This window comes from Acidimicrobiales bacterium (assembly GCA_035316325.1).
Taxonomy (GTDB): Bacteria; Actinomycetota; Acidimicrobiia; order Acidimicrobiales; family VFJN01; genus DASXTK01.
The window spans coordinates 1-17171 of the sequence record DATHJB010000147.1; the positions used below are offsets into that span (position 1 = coordinate 1).

Annotated in this window: 16 protein-coding genes; 8 read left to right on the forward strand and 8 right to left on the reverse strand. The window is 72.3% G+C overall.

Annotation, left to right across the window (positions count from 1 at the left end; translation table 11 throughout):
* Window positions 1–146: 146 nt before the first annotated feature.
* Entirely contained in the window at window positions 147–1355 is a 1209-nt protein-coding gene (locus VK611_19170; protein HMG43460.1) for a DUF222 domain-containing protein, read from the forward strand.
* Here VK611_19170 and VK611_19175 read toward each other — a convergent pair.
* Window positions 1336–2808, reverse strand: a complete 1473-nt coding sequence (locus tag VK611_19175) for a TIGR03560 family F420-dependent LLM class oxidoreductase (GenBank protein ID HMG43461.1) — start codon at window positions 2806–2808, stop codon at window positions 1336–1338. The genes VK611_19170 and VK611_19175 overlap by 20 nt on opposite strands.
* 203 nt (window positions 2809–3011) lie before the next feature.
* On the opposite strand from VK611_19175, the gene VK611_19180 reads away from it, so the two are divergent.
* Complete coding sequence (locus VK611_19180) at window positions 3012–4199, forward strand: peptidoglycan DD-metalloendopeptidase family protein (protein HMG43462.1); 1188 nt, start codon at window positions 3012–3014, stop codon at window positions 4197–4199.
* Window positions 4200–4284: 85 nt separating this feature from the next.
* Complete coding sequence (locus VK611_19185; GenBank protein ID HMG43463.1) at window positions 4285–5904, forward strand: hypothetical protein; 1620 nt, start codon at window positions 4285–4287, stop codon at window positions 5902–5904.
* Between the two features lie 12 nt (window positions 5905–5916).
* On the opposite strand, the gene VK611_19190 is transcribed toward VK611_19185, so the two are convergent.
* Window positions 5917–6945 (reverse strand): winged helix DNA-binding domain-containing protein, encoded by a 1029-nt coding sequence (locus tag VK611_19190; GenBank protein ID HMG43464.1) that lies wholly within the window; start codon window positions 6943–6945, stop codon window positions 5917–5919.
* Between the two features lie 263 nt (window positions 6946–7208).
* Here VK611_19190 and VK611_19195 point away from each other — a divergent pair, with 263 nt between their 5' ends.
* From VK611_19195 to VK611_19205, 3 genes are read left to right on the forward strand one after another with little or no spacing between them, the layout of a single operon-like run.
* A complete protein-coding gene (locus tag VK611_19195) occupies window positions 7209–7979 on the forward strand; it encodes a basic amino acid ABC transporter substrate-binding protein (GenBank protein ID HMG43465.1) in 771 nt (256 codons plus the stop codon).
* A gap of 7 nt (window positions 7980–7986) precedes the next feature.
* Window positions 7987–8769 (forward strand): amino acid ABC transporter permease, encoded by a 783-nt coding sequence (locus VK611_19200; protein ID HMG43466.1) that lies wholly within the window; start codon window positions 7987–7989, stop codon window positions 8767–8769.
* Window positions 8766–9587 (forward strand): amino acid ABC transporter ATP-binding protein, encoded by an 822-nt coding sequence (locus VK611_19205; GenBank protein HMG43467.1) that lies wholly within the window; start codon window positions 8766–8768, stop codon window positions 9585–9587. The genes VK611_19200 and VK611_19205 overlap by 4 nt, the downstream gene beginning before the upstream one ends.
* 10 nt (window positions 9588–9597) lie before the next feature.
* On the opposite strand, the gene VK611_19210 is transcribed toward VK611_19205, so the two are convergent.
* Window positions 9598–10830: an acyltransferase family protein gene (locus VK611_19210; protein HMG43468.1), complete on the reverse strand. Its 1233-nt coding sequence runs from the start codon at window positions 10828–10830 to the stop codon at window positions 9598–9600.
* A gap of 129 nt (window positions 10831–10959) precedes the next feature.
* Between VK611_19210 and VK611_19215 the strand changes: the two genes are divergently transcribed.
* The gene (locus tag VK611_19215; protein HMG43469.1) at window positions 10960–11319 is read left to right on the forward strand and encodes an STAS domain-containing protein; all 360 of its coding nucleotides are present in this window, start codon (window positions 10960–10962) and stop codon (window positions 11317–11319) included.
* A gap of 64 nt (window positions 11320–11383) precedes the next feature.
* Window positions 11384–12778, forward strand: a complete 1395-nt coding sequence (locus VK611_19220) for a lytic transglycosylase domain-containing protein (GenBank protein HMG43470.1) — start codon at window positions 11384–11386, stop codon at window positions 12776–12778.
* Between the two features lie 84 nt (window positions 12779–12862).
* Here VK611_19220 and VK611_19225 read toward each other — a convergent pair whose 3' ends face one another.
* The 5 genes from VK611_19225 to ligD form a co-directional block, all read right to left on the reverse strand.
* On the reverse strand, window positions 12863–13516 hold the full coding sequence (locus tag VK611_19225; protein ID HMG43471.1) for a DJ-1/PfpI family protein: 654 nt from the start codon (window positions 13514–13516) through the stop codon (window positions 12863–12865).
* Window positions 13517–13545: 29 nt separating this feature from the next.
* A complete protein-coding gene (locus tag VK611_19230; GenBank protein HMG43472.1) occupies window positions 13546–14517 on the reverse strand; it encodes a DJ-1/PfpI family protein in 972 nt (323 codons plus the stop codon).
* 70 nt (window positions 14518–14587) lie between these two features.
* Window positions 14588–15049: a VOC family protein gene (locus tag VK611_19235; protein HMG43473.1), complete on the reverse strand. Its 462-nt coding sequence runs from the start codon at window positions 15047–15049 to the stop codon at window positions 14588–14590.
* 70 nt (window positions 15050–15119) lie between these two features.
* Window positions 15120–16088, reverse strand: a complete 969-nt coding sequence (locus tag VK611_19240; protein HMG43474.1) for an LLM class F420-dependent oxidoreductase — start codon at window positions 16086–16088, stop codon at window positions 15120–15122.
* A gap of 48 nt (window positions 16089–16136) precedes the next feature.
* Entirely contained in the window at window positions 16137–17153 is a 1017-nt protein-coding gene (ligD, locus tag VK611_19245; protein HMG43475.1) for a non-homologous end-joining DNA ligase, read from the reverse strand.
* Between the last annotated feature and the right edge of the window lie 18 nt (window positions 17154–17171).

Here is a 17171-nt window from a genome sequence, read left to right on the forward strand (position 1 = left end):
GGACGGTTCAACGTGAGCGTGACCACGTGCCCGTCCCGCTCCACCACCAGCGCCGGATCTGACATGGCGTCAGATTACGCGTGCGGGATTGTTGGTGGGCAAGAAAATGGTGGTTATGGGAGGGGAACACATGTACGATGCGAGGTATGTTCGAGAAGGTCAGAGACACACTGGCGGCGGCGATCCGGGAGCTCGTCATCCCCGTCGACGCCGTTGCGTTGACCGACTGCCTGGGTCTGCTCGATCAACTGCACGCCACCGTCACCACCGCAGTGGGCGACTTCGACCGCGCCGAGGCCTGGCGCGACTCCGGTGCGGTGAACATGACCGCATGGCTCAAGTCGACCGGTCGCAGCGACCGGGACGCTCATGTGATGGCGCGGACAGCGCGGCGGCTGAGTGATCTGCCGGTGCTCGCCGAGGCGTACCGGAACGGGACCCTGTCGACGGGACAGGTGCAAGCCATCGTCGTGAACCTCAACGACGCCATCACCCCGTTGTTCGCGTGGGCCGAGGCCGACCTCGTCCCAACCCTCGCCGCGATGCCGGTAGGTGATGTGGCCACGGCGATGCAGGCCTGGGCGCAGGCGGCGAAGGACTCGCTGGTCGATCCCACCGACCCAGAGCCCGCGCGGCCCGAACGGCACCTCCATGTGTCGCGGACGATGAACGGCCGCCGGGAGCTCTCCGGATCCTTCGACCCCGAAGCCGGGGCGATCACCGAGACCGCCTTGCGGTTGGCGTCCACTGACGATGTGGAGGGGGAGCCGGAGCGGTCGCCGGCGGAGCGGCGGGCCGACGCGTTGGTCGACATCCTGCGGTACTTCCTCGACCACCAACAGACCCACCGCGGGGGCCGGCACCGGCCGCATCTCAACGTGTTCCTCGACCTCGACGACATCGACGCCGACGACGAAGCCACCGGCTGGCTACCCGACGGCACCATGGTGGACTCTGCCACCATCCTGCGATTGGCGTGTGACGCCGGAGTCCACCGAGTCGTCACCGAAGGACGCTCCAGCATCCTCGACTACGGCACCACCACCCGCACCATCCCCGCCAGCCTCCTCAACGCCCTCGTGGCACGCGATCGGCACTGCCGTTTCGGTGACTGCGACCGGCCACCGCAATGGTGCGAAGCCCACCACGTCGAACACTGGAACCGCGGCGGACCCACCGAGCTCGGCAACCTGATCCTGGAATGCTCCCGCCATCACCACCTCGTCCACCAACCCGGATGGCACACCAAACTCCTCCCCGACGACACCTACAAGATCACCACACCCACCGGACACGTCATCCAAAGCCGACCACCCGGACGACCACCCGACCTCTTCACCTCACCGAGGGAGTAGGCGGATGTCGGAACGCGGTGATCACCTCGGCGAAGCGGGGGAGGGCCTCGGGGTTCGTGCCGAGGTCGGGGATGCTGACGATGGCGGTCTGTACGCCGGCCTCCGCGAGCTCGCGGTAGCGGCCGGTCTGCTCCTCGACGGTGCCGGCGTCGGCGTGGGGGCGCTCCGCCTCGGTGGCGACGACCGACGCCGTCGACAGGTGGCTGACCCGGATCTCGGACGGGTCACGGTCGGCGTCGGCGCAGTGCCGGTGCAGCACCGACACCTTGTGGCGGACGGTGGCGGCGTCGCCGAAGAGGTTGCAGCCGTCGGCGTGGCGGGCGACCAGCCGCAGGGTCCGCCGCTCACCCGAGCCGCCCACCCAGATCGGCACGTGCGACTGCAGCGGCCGCGGGTAGCAGATCGCCTCCGGCACGTCGATGGTCCGCCCCTTGAACGCCGGGCTGCCCGGGCCCCACATCAGTGGCAGCAGCTCCAGCGCATCCTCCAACAGCTCGTAACGCCGCCCGACCGGCGGGAAGTCCCACCCGTAGAGCGTGTGCTCCCGCTCGAACCACGCCGCCCCGATGCCGCACATCGCCCTTCCGCCCGACAGCACGTCGAGCGTGGCGACGATCTTCGCCAGGTGGGCGATGTTCCGGTACGTCACGCCGGTCACCAGCGTGCCGAGGCGGGCGGTCGTGGTCCGACCGGCCAGGAAGCCGAGCGTCGTGAACGACTCGAGCATGTCCTCCCACTCCCGGCCGACCACCGGGATCTGCAGGAAGTGGTCCATCACCCAGATGCTGGTGAAGCCGGCTTCCTCGGCCTCGGCGGCCACCGACGCCAGCCGCTCCGCTGTCTCGGCGGGCCCGCCGGGCCAGTTGAACCGGGAGATCTGGAGGCCGAAGTCGAGCGGCATGGGGTTCTCCTGCTGTCGTCGGGCGGCGGCGGGGGCGTCGAGCAGCGAGGGCGGGACGAGCGCCACGCCCGTCACCTCGGCCGCCGAGTGGATGCCGTCCCAATCTTCGGCCGCCAGGGCGGGACCGACCTCGGCGACGGCTTGCAGCTGGCCGGTCAGCGTCTTCGAGGGGACGGGCCGGGAGCGCTGCTTGTTGCGGGCGCGGCACACCTTGTCGGGCGTCGTGAACACGACGACGTGGGCCGGCAGGCCGTTGCGGCGGGCCAGCGCGAGCCAGCGAGAGCGCCACCCGGCGTCGAGGCCGGTCGTGTCGACCACCGTGGTGAGCTTGCGACGGCAGCGGCGCTCGACGATCAGCTCCAGCACGTCGAAGGCGTCCTTGCTGGCCCGCAGGTCGTGCTCGCCCTGCCCGACCACCGCCCGCAGCCCGTCCGACGACACGACGCGACGTTCGTCGCTGCCGAACTGGGCCGTGGCCCAGTGGGACTTACCGGAACCCGAGGCGCCCACGAGCACCACGACGCACGGATCGGGGAGCCGGAGAACGTTCATAGCCTGCGCTTCGTCTATCAGGCCCGCAGGGGTGCCCACTACGGCCAGTCGACTGTGCGTAGTATGACGATCCGATGTCGATGCCGTCGGTGGGGAGAGGGCATCTGGCAGCGAGGGCACCGAGGGAGGGCAGGGCGGTGGTGCGGAAGGTTTTCGCCGGGCGTGCGCGCCGACGGCGTCGGATCGTTGCTGGTGCAGCCGCAGTGGCGGTGTGCGTCGCCGCGGTCGCCGCCGTGGCGCCCGGAGCAAGCGGCGCCGGCCCCCTCCAGGAGGAGCCGTCCGACGACGTCGCCAACGGCACCGACGACGCCATCCTCGCCATCGACGTCGACGTGGCCGACGGCGACGCGGTCGCCCTCACCGGTGCGCTCGACGAGATGCAGGCCAACGTCGGCCGCCAGCTCCAGCAGCTCGACGCCGCCGAGCTGGCCGTCCGCGGCAAGCTGGAGACGCTGGCCGCGGCCGACGCCGCCATCCAGGTGACCCAGGGCAAGATCGACGACCTGACGACGGCGAGCGACTCGGTGATCGTGACCCGCTTCCTGAACCCGCCGTCGGAGACCGCCATCGAGGCGCTCACCGCCGAGTCGGTGGCCGACGCCACCATCAAGCAGGCGATCCTCGACATGCGCGCCGACGAGGACGCCGCCAAGCTCGCCGAGATCACCACGGCCCGCAGTGACCTCGAGGAGCAGAAGGCCCACCAGGAGGACGTCGCCGCCGAGGCCGACACCGCCCGCGTGGAGGCCGAGGCCGCGCTCGAGGACCTGCAGGCCGCCGTCAGCCAGGAAGCCCAGTTCATCACCGACATCCGGGCCTGGCTGGCCGACCCCGATGCCGCGGCCCGGTTCGCCGCCCAGGGCGGTGAGGCCGCAGCCCACATGCAGTCAGTGAAGGCCGAGCTGGCGCAGAAGCTCGACGAGATCGAGCGGGCGGAGTCCGAGCGCGAGGCCGCCGCCGCCCTGGCCGAGCAGCAGCGCCGTACCCGTGAGGGCGGGTTCCAGTGCCCGCTGGAAGGCTCGATGCACTTCGTCGACACCTGGGGCGCGTCCCGCTCGGGCGGCCGCGCCCACAAGGGCACCGACATGATGGCCGCGACAGGCACCGCGGTGGTCGCCCCGTCCGACGGACGGGTGGTGCACAGCTCCAACTCGCTCGGCGGCCTGAGCTTCCACCTCTACGCCGACGACGGCCACATGTACTACGGCGCCCACCTGTCGGCCTACGAGAACCAGGGCGTCGGGTGGGTGGCGGCCGGCACGCTCATCGGCCGGGTCGGCGTGTCGGGCAACGCCCCGGACAACGCCCCCCACCTCCACTTCGAGTACCACCCCAACGGTGGCGGCGCCGTGAACCCGTACAGCCGCCTCATCCAGGTCTGCCCCCAGTAGCAACCGGGCGAAACGGGGCGAAAACCGAGGGAAACCGGGAACCGCGGCGGTCGTGCGGTTCGTCGTACCGGTCGTGAGACAACGCATGACTCTGTGGCTCGCCGCGGCCGGCCTGGGCGTGGTGGCGCTCGCGCTCGTCCTCGTCGCCGGACGTGACAGCGGGAGCGACGACGCCGACCTGCCGACGCTGCCCATCGGTGCGGGAGTGGGCGCCGAGGGCGACGCGGCGGACGACCGTGCGGCCACAGCGGCCCCCGGCGTCGAAGCCGAGCTGTCGATCCTGCCCGCGGGCACCTACGTCCCGGGCGAGGGGCTGCCGGAGCTGGGTGGCGAGGCGCCGGTGTACCGCCTCGACGCCGCGCCCGACCGTGCCGCCGTGCAGCGCCTGGCCGAGTCCCTGGGCATCGACGGCGAGCCCACCGAGTCCGGCGGTTCGTGGCACGTCGAGGACGGGAAGCTGGCCCTCGACGTCTACGGCCCCGAGGGTGGCTGGTCGATCTACCCGACCGCCTGGACCGACCCGGCGGCGGGCGACGACACGGCCACGTCCGACGGCCGCGAGCCGGCGGTGCTGCCGGCCCCGCTGGACTGCCCGACGATCGACCCCGTCCCGGCCGACGGCGGCGGCTCGTCCGGGAACGCCGGCTCGACCGGCAGCGCCGGGCCCGACGGCTCCCTGACTGCGGAGATCGACATCCTGAAGTGCGAGGAGCCGGTGCCGCCCGAGCCGGTCCGACCGGCGAACCTGCCCTCGTCCGACGAGGCGCGCACCATCGCCCTGGACCTGCTGGAGTCCACGGGCGCCGACATCGAGGGCGCCGAGGTGACGATCGACGACGGCGTCACCGAGTGGTTCGTGTCGGTGGAGCCCCGGGTGGGCGGGCTGCGGGCGCCGGGCCTCGCGATGTACGTCGGCGTGGGCGACGAGGGCCGGGTCGTGTCGGCCTCCGGCTACCTGGCCACGCCGGAGAAGCTGGGCGACTACCCGCTGCTCGACACCACCGAGGCGCTGAAGCGGCTCAACGACCAGCGGACCTACGTGGGCCCGGCGGTCGACCTGCCCGCAGCCGCCGCCCGGGAGCCGGCGCTGGACGAGCCGGGGGTGGCGGTCGACACGCAGACCGTCGCCCCCGCCCCGACCTCGTCGGCGCCCGCGAGCGACCCGGGCGACGACCTCCCGGTCCTGACGCCGCCCGTCGAGCCCGTCCCGGAGACCGCCCTTCCGCCGGACACGACGCAGGTCGAGCCGGTACCGGAGACCGCGCCGCCGCCGGACGTCACCATCGAGCCACCGCCCGAGACGCCGCTGCCGCCGGAGACCACGGTGCCCCCGGCGCCGCCCGAGGTGGCGGTCACCGACGCCGAGGTGGTGCTGGTGTGGGAGTCGTCGTGGGACGGCAGCGGCACCTACCTGGTGCCCGGCTACCAGTTCACCGCCGACGACGACTCCAACCCCGTCATCGGCGCCGTCGAGGACGACCTCCTGGAGCCGCCGCCCGCCGACCCGGGCCAAGCCGAGCCGCTGCCGACCGAGCCGGGCCAAGTCGAGCTGCCGCCCACCGACTCGGACCAGGTCGAGCCGCTGCCCGCCGACCCGGGCCAGGTCGAGCCGCTGCCCGCCGACCCGGGTCAGGTCGAGCCGGGAGAGCCCGCCGTGCCGCCGGCCCGCGACCCGGACCAGCCGGTCAGCAGCCCGGGCGGCTGACCGCGGCCGGGGTCACACGCGGACCGCGTACGACTTGGCCGCCGGCTCCACGAACCGCACCAGCTCCTCGGCCTCCGTGGCCAGGAGCTCGCGGTCGGCCTTCGTCAGCCGGCCGAAGGGGGCGACCTCCAGCGTCGCCTCGCCGCGAGCCAACGTCGCCTTCCACGTCCCGGCGACGAAGCCGTCGACCAGGATCGTGGCGGCCACCCGGAGGCCCGGCAGGTACACCTGCTTGCGGTGCTCGTCGGCCACGATGCGGGTGCGCTTGCGGTGCGACAGCAGCACGTTGTCGTACTCGGGCAGGAAGCGGGGCGGCACGGGGGCATCGGCGTCGGGCAGGGAGAGCTCCGCCAGGTCGAACAGCTCGGTGCGCCCCTCGTCCTGGTAGGCGACCAGCTCCGGCCTTAGCCGAGCGATCGCCGACTTCAGCACCGGCCCCGGCAGGCCGGCCCACGTCTGCACGTCGGTCACCCCGGCCGGACCGAACGCCCGCAGGTACCGCCGCACGAGGTCGTCGACCGCAGAGTCGGGTGACGGCGACACGGCCACCTCCGCCCCGAGCCACGCGTCGGCCAGCGTGAACTGCGGCTTGCTCGGGTAGCTCCACCCGCCCTCCACCGGCACCTGGACGATGGGCAGGTGCATGCGGACGGCGTGGCGGAGCGGGCCGACGTCGGCGTCGGGGTAGCGCGACGTGAGCCAGGCGCTGAGCTCGGCGAACGTCCGCGGCGACTCGGCGAAGTACTCCCGGGCCTCCGCCACCACGGCGGCCACGTCGACCGCCGGCCCCCGCCGCTTGGCGATCGACTCGAAGCCGGCGGTCAGCATGGGTTGCAGCGTCGCTCGGTGGCGCACGTAGTCGGCGGCGGTGACGAGGTGCAGCGTGCCCCGGATCCAGGCGGCCTTGACCACCGACCGGTCGGCGATCATCGATGCCAGGTCTTCCCGTGTGAAATCAGCGATCCGCGTCCACAGCCCGACGTACGGCGCCGGCGCCGCCTGGGCCTGCAACCCGCCGAGCCGCTCGATCACCTCGGGCACCGAGATGGCCTTTCGTTGCACTAGGATCTGGCGATCCAGCGTTGCTCGGTTGAGTTGGCGCAGGGTCAGGCTTCGGTCCACCATCCGTCCCTGCTTAGCCGCAACCGCAGGGTGAACGGGGTGTTAACCGCCTGGTCGCTGGCGCGGCGAACTGGCATTCGAATGCATAGAGTGCCGGGCTACACCGCTGGGGATGCGACAGAGGAGAGCGACAGCAAATGCGGATTTCACGATCCAGGAGACTTTTCTGCACGCTCGGTGCAGTGACACTGCTGCTGGCGGCGTGCGGTGACGACGACTCCGACGCCACCAGCGGCGACGACAGCGGGGCCGAGCCGACGCCGGAGGAGCGGGGCACCCTCACCGTGTGCTCCGACACGCCGTACGAGCCGTTCGAGTTCGAGGGCGAGGACGGCGAGCAGACCGGCTTCGACATCGAGCTGCTGCGGGCGATCGCCGACGGCATGGACCAGGACATCGAGGTCACCGACCAGGACTTCGAGGGCATCTGGCTGGCCCCGCAGGCCGGCACCTGCGACATCGTGGCGTCGGCCATGACGATCACGCCCGAGCGCGCCGAGCTGGCCCTGTTCTCGGACCCCTACTTCGACGCCGAGCAGTCGCTGATGGTGCTGACCGAGAACGAGGAGACCTTCGCCACCCTCGAAGACCTCGCCGGCGAGACCATCGGCGTGCAGTCCGGCACCACCGGCGAGACCTACGCCAACGAGAACAAGCCCGAGGGCGCCGAGGTGAAGGGCTTCCCCGACTCGTCGGCCATGTTCCTGGCGCTCGAGTCCGGCGACGTCGCCGCCCTGCTGCAGGACCTGCCGGTCAACGGCTACCGGGCCACCCAGAACGACGCCTTCGTGGTGGTCGAGACCTACCCGACCGACGAGCAGTACGGCTTCGCCGCCGACCTGGACAACACCGAGCTGATCGACGACGTGAACGAGCAGCTCCAGGCCCTGCGCGACGACGGCACCTACGACGAGATCTACGCCGAATGGTTCGGCGAGGCTCCCAGCTCGTAGGGACGAGATGACGAGACGTCAGAGCGCCCGGCTGCGACGCTGGGCGCTCTACCTCGCCACGCTGGCGCTGCTGGCGTTCCTGGTCGCCCGGATCGACTGGGCCAAGGTCGGCGAGACGATGTTCGACCTGGACCTGGCGCGGGAGCAGTTCCCCGACATCGTCACCCAGGCGGCCCGCAACACCCTGATCTTCACGGTGTTCGGCTTCAGCGGCGGGCTGGTGATGGGGCTGCTGCTGGCGCTGATGCGGCTGTCGTCGCTGAAGCCCTACCGCTGGTTCGCCAGCGTCTACATCGAGATCTTCCGGGGCCTGCCGGCACTGCTGACGATCCTGTTCATCGGCTTCGGCATGCCGATCGCGCTCGACGTCCGCATCCCGTTCACCTACGGCGCCGGGAGCCTCGCGCTCGCCGTCGTCTCCGCGGCGTACATGGCGGAGACCATCCGGGCCGGCATCGAGGCGGTGCCCAAGGGGCAGATGGAGGCGGCGCGGTCGCTCGGCATGAGCCACACCCGGGCGATGGTGTCGATCGTGATCCCCCAGGCGTTCCGCATCATCATCCCGCCGCTCACCAACGAGCTGGTGATGCTGCTGAAGGACACGGCGCTGCTGGCGGCCCTGGGCACCACGGAGGCCACCGAGGAGCTCACCAAGTTCGGCCGCGACGGCGTGAGCTCGAGCGCCAACACCACGCCACTGGTGGTGGCCGGGTTCCTCTACCTGATGCTCACGATCCCGCTCACCCGGGTCGCCGCGTACCTGGAGCGGCGGGGGAGGCGGGCCCGATGAGCACGGACGACAGCACGGACGTCGGCACGGACCTCAGTGTCGACGGTGTCGACGTCGGCGGCGACGTGGAGATCCAGCCGGGAGCGCCGGCCATCGAGATCCACGAGCTGCGCAAGAGCTTCGGCGACAACGAGGTGCTGCGCGGCGTCGACCTCACCGTGCCGCTCGGCGAGGTGGTGTGCATCATCGGCGCCTCGGGGTCGGGCAAGTCGACGCTGCTGCGCTGCGTGAACCGACTGGAGGAGCCGACGTCGGGTCGGGTGCTCATCGAGGGCGTCGACATCACCGACCCCGACGTCGACGTCGACGCGGTGCGCCGCCGCATCGGCATGGTGTTCCAGCAGTTCAACCTGTTCCCGCACCTCACCGTGCTGCGCAACCTCACGATCGCCCAGCGCCGGGTGCTGCGCCGCCCCGCCGGCGAGGCCGAGGAGCTCGCCCGGGAGATGCTGGCCCGGGTCGGCCTGGCCGAGAAGCAGGACGCCTACCCGGCGCACCTCAGCGGCGGCCAGCAGCAGCGTGTGGCGATCGCCCGGTCGCTGTGCATGCAGCCCGACATGATGCTGTTCGACGAGGTCACCAGCGCCCTCGACCCCGAGCTGGTGGGCGAGGTGCTCGACGTGATGCGGTCGCTGGCCGAGGAGGGCATGACCATGCTGGTGGTCACCCACGAGATGGGGTTCGCCCGGCGGGTGTCGGACCGGGTGCTGTTCGTCGACCAGGGCGTGATCGCCGAGGAGGGCCCGCCCGACCAGGTGCTCGCGGAGCCCCGGGAGGCGAGGACCCGCGAGTTCCTGCGGCTGGTGCTGGAGCACTGACACCTCGGCTCTAGAGGACCGGGAGGCCGGCCAGGGCGAGGTGGACGAAGGCGGCCGACAGCACGGTCGCCAGGCCGGCGGCCGCGGGAGTGGCGAGCGTCCGGCGGGCGCTGGGGCGACGCTGGCGGGTGGGCGCAGGTGGGCGGGCCTCGATCCGGGCGAACAGGAGGAGCAGCGGGACGAGGATCAGCCCGAGCGCCGCGATCCACGCCGGGCGCCAGGCCCACCAGGTACCGGAGCCGGGGTCGTCCTGGGGGAACCAGCCGGTCGCCAGCAGGCCCACCACGCCGGCGGCCAGCGCCGTCATGTGCCACAGGTAGGCGGTCATCACCATGCCGTTGGCGACGACGACCCGGCGCCACACCTGCGGACGCTCCAGCCAGCGCTCCAGGCGGGGCCGCAGGAGCGACAGCACGCCGAAGTGGGCGACGGCCAGGGCGACCAGCGCCAGGCTGGGCGGGCTGGTGTTGGTGCGCTCACCGGGCACGCCCACCATCGACACCGGGTAGCCGCCCACCGCGGTGAGCAGCGCCAGCGCCCCCAGCCCGGCCGCGGTGAGGAGCGCCGACGTGCGACGGTCGAGGCGGGTCTCCCGCCACCAGAAGCCCAGCTCGTGGGCCAGCAGCCAGACCCAGGCGTACGACGTCCAGCCGACCCAGTCGTGACCCTGCAGCACGGCCACGTCGGCGGCGGCGACCAGGGCCAGCAGGACGGCGGCGCTGCGCAGGCCCCAGCGGCGGCGGGCGGCCAGCGACAGCGGCGTCACCGCCACCACCGGCACGTACACCGCCAGGAACCACAACGGCATCACGATGAGGCGAGCTGCGGCGTGCAGGCTGTCGCTGTCGGCCCCGGCCGCCTGGGCGAGCGCCAGACCGACGGTCCACACCGCCACCAGCACCGCGGCGGGGCGGACGAGCCGGCGGAGTCGGCCCTGCAGCCAGTCGGCGTAGGACGTGCCGCGGCGCTGGCTGGAGGTCCAGCTGGCGGCGTTGGCGGCGCCGCCGGCCACGAACACCAGCGGCATCACCTGGAACACCCACGTCAGCCAGTGGCTCCAACCGACGACGCCGAGCAGGTTGCGGCCGTGGAGGCCATCGGCGTCCCAGGTGACGGCGGCCAGCAGCCAGTGGCCCACGACCACCACGCCCACCGCGGCGACCCGCACGAAGTCGACCACCCGGTCGCGCTCCGGCGGCGTGGCGGCCGCGAGCGCGGCGGCATCGAGTGCTTGCGAGGACATCAGGTGGCTCCCAGCGGTCGAACGATCGGAGGTGATCGCTGGGCCCAGAGTGCGGGAGCCGGAGCCCCCGGGGCACCGGGATCGTCCCCCACGCAGAGCTGGGGCGCCCCGGTTAAGGTCCACTGAGCCATGCGTCCGGAAGGTGACCCCGACCACCACGACCTCGACGCCGCGCGCCCCACCGTGCTCCGGGTGACGAGCCGTCGCACCGGCCCCCGGGTGGTGGTCACGCTGGTCGGCGAGCTCGACATGGCCGGCACCGCCGCGGTGGTCGACGAGGTGCGTCACCACCTGGCGGGCGCGGTCGAGGTGCTCGAGATCGACGGCGCGGGCCTCGACTTCGTCGACTCCATGGGCCTCCGAGCCCTGCTGTCGCTGCAGACCGAGGCGGGCGCCGCCGACGTCCGGTTCGGCGTGGCGGCCTCGCCCCACCTGACCCGCCTGCTGCGGCTCACCGGTCTGGGCGACGTGCTGACCCTCGTCGGCTAGTCATCCGGGGTAGCTGCTCGCCCCGAACCTCCCCCGACGAACCACGCACGGGGAGCCGACGGAGATGTGGAGCAGGCGAGGCAAGCAGGAGAACGCAGCGGGCGACGAGCACGTACCGGCGTCGGCGTCCGAGGGGTCCAAGGGGCGGCTGGCCCGGCTCGGCGTCGGGCGGCGGGCGTCGGCGGTGCTGCTGGCGGTGGCCGCGGCGCTGGCCGGCAGCATCACCACGAGTCGCACCGGGATGCTCGGCGGCTCGTCCGGCTCGGCGGACGACGCGGCCGACACGTCGGAGCTGGGCGGCTCCCTCCCGTTCCAGGAGGACGACATCGCCGAGATGGAGCTGGAGCTCGCCGCCTTCGAGGACGACGAGCTGCTCGAGGACGTCCCCGTCAGCGACGAGGAGGTGTCCGACGAGGTCGAAGAGGTGTTGGGGAGCGCCGGGGTGGTCGAGGAGCTGGGGGAGAGCGGCATCCCCGAGGTGGCCATCGAGGCCTACAACGACGGCGCCGACGTCCAGGCCGACGGCGATCCGCAGTGCGGCCTGCGCTGGAGCTTGCTGGCGGCCATCGGCCGGGTCGAGTCGAACCACGGTCGCTTCGGCGGCGCCCAGCTCCGGGAGGACGGCTACGGCACCAGGCCCATCCTGGGCATCCCGCTCGACGGGCGGCCCAACGTTGCGCTCATCCGGGACACCGACGGCGGCGAGCTCGACGGCGACACCACCTACGACCGGGCGGTGGGCCCGATGCAGTTCATCCCGTCGACGTGGCGGTCGGTGGGCCAGGACGCCAACGACGACGGCCGCGCCGACCCGAACAACATCTTCGACGCCGCCCAGGGCGCCGGGGCCTACCTGTGCGCCGGCAGCGCCGACCTCGACAGCACCATGGGCCGGGCGTCGGCCGTGCGGCGTTACAACAACGCCGACGAGTACGTGCGGGTGGTGCTGAGCCTGGCGCAGATGTACGAGACGGGCAGGATCGAGCCGCTGCCCGACCTGCCGGTGCCGCCCCCGGCCCGCACCCCGTCGTCGCCCCGGCCCCCGGCTCCGGCTCCGACCACGCCGCCGACGGCCCCGGCTCCGGCCCCGGCTCCGGCCCCGACGACCACCACGATGGTGCCGCCGACGACCACCTCGACCACCGTGCCGGTCGAGCCGGACACCACCACGACCGTGCCCGACGAGCCCACCCCCACCACCACGGTCCCGCCCGCCCCGGAGCTGCCCGAGGACCCGCCGGCCGCCGTCGGCTGGGCACCCGCCATGCGGGAGGTCGTCGTCGACATCCTCACCGGCGAGGCGTGCCCCGACGAGGAGGCGGTCGCCGACGGTCAGGATGACGTCGTCGCTGCCGACCAGGGCACCGACTCCGTGTCGGCCGACGCGGCGACCACCCCCGAGGAGATCGCCTGCGAGCCGGAGTCGCCCGCCGCCGCCGGTTCGGGCCCGACGGACTGACCGCAGCAGTCGGTGCGGCGCCCGGTGACCGAAGCGGTCGCCCGGCGTCGCACCGACGTCGATCGTCCCGGCGGGGACCGGCTGCTACCGGGCCATCACCTCGGCTTCCTCTGCCCTCATGATCTCGGCGACCAGGTCGTAGATCGGGGCGGGGGCCTTGGACGGGGCGCCGGCGTCGAACGGGGGCTGGGGGTCGTACTCGATGCCGAGCTGGATCGCCTGGGCCACCTCCGGGCCGGCCATCTCGCCGACCAGCGTGAGCGCCAGGTCGATGCCGGCGGACACGCCCGCTCCGGTCACGACCTTGCCCTGGATCACCACCCGCTGCTCCACGGGGTTGGCGCCGAAGCGACGCAGGTGGTCGTAGGCGCACCAGTGGGTGGTGGCGTCGAGCCCCTCCAACACACCGGCGGCGCCCAGCAGCAGCGCCCCGGTGCACACCGAGGTCGTCCAGGTGGTGTGGGGGTGCGCCGCCCGGACCCACTCGACGACCGGGTTGCCGTCCACCGCCAGCTTGCGGGTGATGGTGCCCCCGGGCACGAGCAGCACGTCGGGGCGGGGCACGTCGGCGAAGCTGTGCTCGATGTCGAGGTGGAGCAGGCCGTTGTCGTCGCCGAGGCGGCCGGTCTCGGCCGTGCACAGCACCACCTCGGCGCCCGGGAGGTTGGTGAAGACCTGGTAGGGGCCGATGGCGTCGAGCGCCGTGAACTCGGGGTAGAGGCCGATCGCGATCTGCATCACGGTGTCCTTCCTGGTTGCGAGGTCCCTCACGCGCTCGAGCGCGCGAAGTGCTGGCGGTAGCGGTCCGGGGTGGTGGCGACCCGGCGACGGAACGCCCGGTAGAGGGTCTCGGCGCGGCGGAAGCCGACGGCCTTGGCGACGGTCTCCACCGTGAGGTCGCTGCCCTCCAGCAGCCGGCGGGCCGCCTCGACCCGCAGCTCCTCCACGTAGGCGGCGGGTGTGGTGCCGGTCTCGGCGACGAACGTGCGGGCGAAGCTGCGGCTGCTCATCCCCGCCCGCCCGGCCAGGGTGTCGACGCTGAGGTCCTCGGCCAGGTGGTCGGGCAGCCAGCGCTGGACGCCCTCGATGGCAGGGGTGCGGGCGGGCTGGGTGCGGAGCTGGGCGCTGAACTGGGCCTGCCCGCCGGGCCGCCGCACGAACACCACCAGCCAGCCGGCGATGGCGTGGGCGATCTCGGCGCCGCTGTCGTCCTCCACCAGGGCGAGGAACAGGTCGATGCCGGCGGTGACGCCCGCCGACGTCCAGCGGTCGCGGTCGTGCACGTAGATGCGGTCGGGCAGCACGTCGACGGCCTCCGACGTCCGCCGCAGCTCGTCGCAGTAGGCCCAGTGGGTGGTGGCGGTGAAGCCGTCGAGCAGGCCGGCGGCGGCGAGGAGGATGGCGCCCGTGCAGACGGCGGTGGTGCGACGGGCGCGGCCGGCGATCAGCCGCAGGTCGTCGAGCAGCGCCTCGTCGCGGACCAGGCCCCGGGCGCCGACCCCGCCGACGACGACCAGCGTGTCGACGGCCCGGTCGCCGGCGGCGAGGGCGTGCACCGACGTGTCGGCCGACACCAGCAGCCCGCTCTCGGCCCGCACCGGCCGCCCGCCGGGCGTGGCGACGACGGCCTCGTAGGGCGGGTCGGCGCCGAGCAGCGTGGCGGCGCGCACCACGTCGAGCGGGCCGGCCAGGTCCAGCAGCTGGAACTCGTCCATGGCGACGAACACGACGGTGCGCACGCACACCATCGTGCTCGTCGAATCGCTTGGCGGCAATGTCAAGGTTCTGACGATTCCCGCCAACCTTTGGTCAGCCGCCGCCCATCGTCTCGGCGGCCCGCCGCTCCATCTCCTCGGGCGACACGTCCTCGATGTGCGACGCGACGCTCCAGTTGTGGCCGAACGGGTCCTGGACGACGCCCAGGCGGTCGCCGTAGAACTGGTCCTCGGCCGGCGCGACGACGGTGGCGCCGGCATCGACGGCCTTGGCCACGACGGCGTCGACGTCCTCGACGTAGATGCTGATCGTCACCGGCGAGCCGCCGATCTTCTGCGGGCCGACCTGGCCCATCTCGGGGAACTCGTCGGCCAGCATGACCAGTGAGTCGCCCAGCTCCAGCTCGGCGTGCCCGAGGCGGCCGTCGGGGCCGGGCATGCGGCCTCGCTCGGTGAAGCCGAACACCGACGTGTAGAAGTCGATGGCGGCGGCGCCACCGTCGACCCGCAGGTAAGGGCTGACCCGGGGATAGTTGTCGGGAATGGGTTGGACCATTGGAAGGCTCCGATCGTCAGGGGCGATGTGACGCTTCCCGTGGTCGGGAGCGCCCAACCGGGGCCCTGGTCTACCGGAAGGCGGGGATGACCTGCTCGGCGAACAGGGTCAGCGTCTCGGTGCCGGGGTAGTCGCGGTGCCAGGGGATGAAGCTGGTGGCGCCCAGGTCGACGTACCGGCCGATCTTCTCGACCACCTGCTCGGGCGTGCCCACCAGGTTGCCGGCCTGCCAGGTGTCGAACGGCTCGCCGAACGTCGACCCGCCGACCGCCCTCAGCTCCTCCTCGGTCTCCCGGACGAACACCTCGGGCGACCAGGTCTTCTCGATGTCGTCGTAGTCGCGACCGACGTCGTCGCAGTGGCGCTGCAGCACCTCGGCCTTGTGGGTGAACTCCTCGGGGTTGCCGCCGAAGTTCGACCGGTCGGCCAGCCGGGCCACCACCCGGAGCGTGAGCTGCTCGCCGCTGCCGCCGATGAGGATGGGCGGGTGCGGGTCCTGCAGGGGCTTCGGGTCGCACTGGGCGCCGTCGAGCGTGAAGAACCGCCCCTCGTAGCTGGTGTCGGCCTCGGTCCACATCGACTTCACGATCTCGACCGTCTCCCGCAGCACCCGGATGCGGTCCTTGGCGGGCATGAACTCGTAGCCGTAGCCCTGGTACTCGTGGTCGTACCAGCCGGCGCCGATGCCCCAGTCGAGCCGGCCGCCGCTGATCACGTCGATGTTCGACGTGATCTTCGCCAGCAGGCCCGGGTTCCGGTAGGTGGCGCAGCCGACCATCTGGCCGAGCCGCACCCTGGTGGTCTGCTGGCTGAGCGCGGCCAGCGTGGTCCAGCACTCGAACACCGCCTCGTGGACCGGGCGGGGGACGTTGTGGAAGTGGTCGTACACCCAGATCGAGTCGTAGCCGAGGGCCTCGGCCAGCTTGGCGATCTCGACGGTCTTGGCCCACTGGGCCTCGGCGCCGTCGATGCCGATCAACTCGGTCTTCCAACCTTGGGGCACGAACGCCCCGAACGTGATGGGTCGTGCAGCAGTCATCGTCGGCGACGCTACCGAGCCCCTATGACACTTAAGGCGTAAGGCTGGTCAGTCTTCCTTGCGGGCCCGGCTGGGGGCGACGCGGTCGGGCTCGTTGGGCATCTTCGGGTACACCGGCGGCCAGGGGGCGTCCTGCAGGCCGTTGGCCATGTCGCGCTCGGACATCTCCAGCAGCGGCTCGATCGACTGCGGCTTCTCGCCGATCGTCTCCCAAGGGTCGCCCGAGGCGGCGACGCGGGCGGGGACGGTGCCGAGCCGCAGCTCCTTCGGGTCGACCAGGTCGAGCTCCTCCCAGGCGAGCGGCGTCGACACCTGGGCGTTGGCCTTCGACCGCACCGACCACGCCCCGAACACCGTCTTGTGGGGGGCGTTCTGGTTGTAGTCGACGAAGATGCGGGCGCCCCGCTCCTCCTTCCACCAGGCGGCGGTGAGCAGGTCGGGGCGGCGGCGCTCCAGCTCGCGGGCGACCGCGACGGCGGCCGCGCGCACCTGGTAGGCGTCCCAGCGGGGCTGCAGGCGGACGTACACGTGCAGGCCCCGGTTGCCGGTGGTCTTGGGGTGCGACTCGATGCCCAGCTCGTCGAGCAGCTCCTTCAGCACGTGGGCCGCCCTGACCGCCTCCGGGAAGCCGACGCCGGGCTGGGGGTCGAGGTCGAGGCGCAGCTCGTCGTTGTGCGCGTCGTCGGCGGCGGTGAAGGGCCACACGTGGAAGCCCAGGCAGCCGAGGTTGACGGCCCACAGGACGTGGGCGACGTCGGCGGCGACCATGGCGTTCGACGGCGTGCCGTTCACCGTCTGGACGAGGGTGGTCTGCAGCCAGTCGGGGGCGTTCTGGGGCACCCGCTTCTGGAAGAAGTTCGGCCCGCCGGCGCCGTTCGGGAAGCGCTGCATCAGCACCGGCCGGCCGCCCATGGCCCGCATCAGCGGCTCCTCGACGGCCACGTAGTAGTGGGCGAGGTCGAGCTTGGTCTCGCCGGTGGCGCTGAAGAACACCTTGTCGGGACTGGTGATCTTCACCTCACGGCCGGCGGCCTCCACCATGACGCCTGCGGACTTGGCTCCCATGGCTGGCACCGTACCCGG

What these genes read in the sequence shown, in the direction of transcription:
- VK611_19170 (HMG43460.1), top strand. Translation starts at nt 147, where the DNA reads ATGTTCGAGAAGGTCAGAGACACACTGGCGGCGGCGATCCGGGAGCTC.
- VK611_19175 (HMG43461.1), bottom strand. Translation starts at nt 2,808, where the DNA reads ATGAACGTTCTCCGGCTCCCCGATCCGTGCGTCGTGGTGCTCGTGGGC.
- VK611_19185 (HMG43463.1), top strand. Translation starts at nt 4,285, where the DNA reads ATGACTCTGTGGCTCGCCGCGGCCGGCCTGGGCGTGGTGGCGCTCGCG.
- VK611_19200 (HMG43466.1), top strand. Translation starts at nt 7,987, where the DNA reads ATGACGAGACGTCAGAGCGCCCGGCTGCGACGCTGGGCGCTCTACCTC.
- VK611_19205 (HMG43467.1), top strand. Translation starts at nt 8,766, where the DNA reads ATGAGCACGGACGACAGCACGGACGTCGGCACGGACCTCAGTGTCGAC.
- VK611_19210 (HMG43468.1), bottom strand. Translation starts at nt 10,830, where the DNA reads ATGTCCTCGCAAGCACTCGATGCCGCCGCGCTCGCGGCCGCCACGCCG.
- VK611_19215 (HMG43469.1), top strand. Translation starts at nt 10,960, where the DNA reads ATGCGTCCGGAAGGTGACCCCGACCACCACGACCTCGACGCCGCGCGC.
- VK611_19220 (HMG43470.1), top strand. Translation starts at nt 11,384, where the DNA reads ATGTGGAGCAGGCGAGGCAAGCAGGAGAACGCAGCGGGCGACGAGCAC.
- VK611_19225 (HMG43471.1), bottom strand. Translation starts at nt 13,516, where the DNA reads ATGCAGATCGCGATCGGCCTCTACCCCGAGTTCACGGCGCTCGACGCC.
- VK611_19235 (HMG43473.1), bottom strand. Translation starts at nt 15,049, where the DNA reads ATGGTCCAACCCATTCCCGACAACTATCCCCGGGTCAGCCCTTACCTG.
- VK611_19240 (HMG43474.1), bottom strand. Translation starts at nt 16,088, where the DNA reads ATGACTGCTGCACGACCCATCACGTTCGGGGCGTTCGTGCCCCAAGGT.
- ligD (HMG43475.1), bottom strand. Translation starts at nt 17,153, where the DNA reads ATGGGAGCCAAGTCCGCAGGCGTCATGGTGGAGGCCGCCGGCCGTGAG.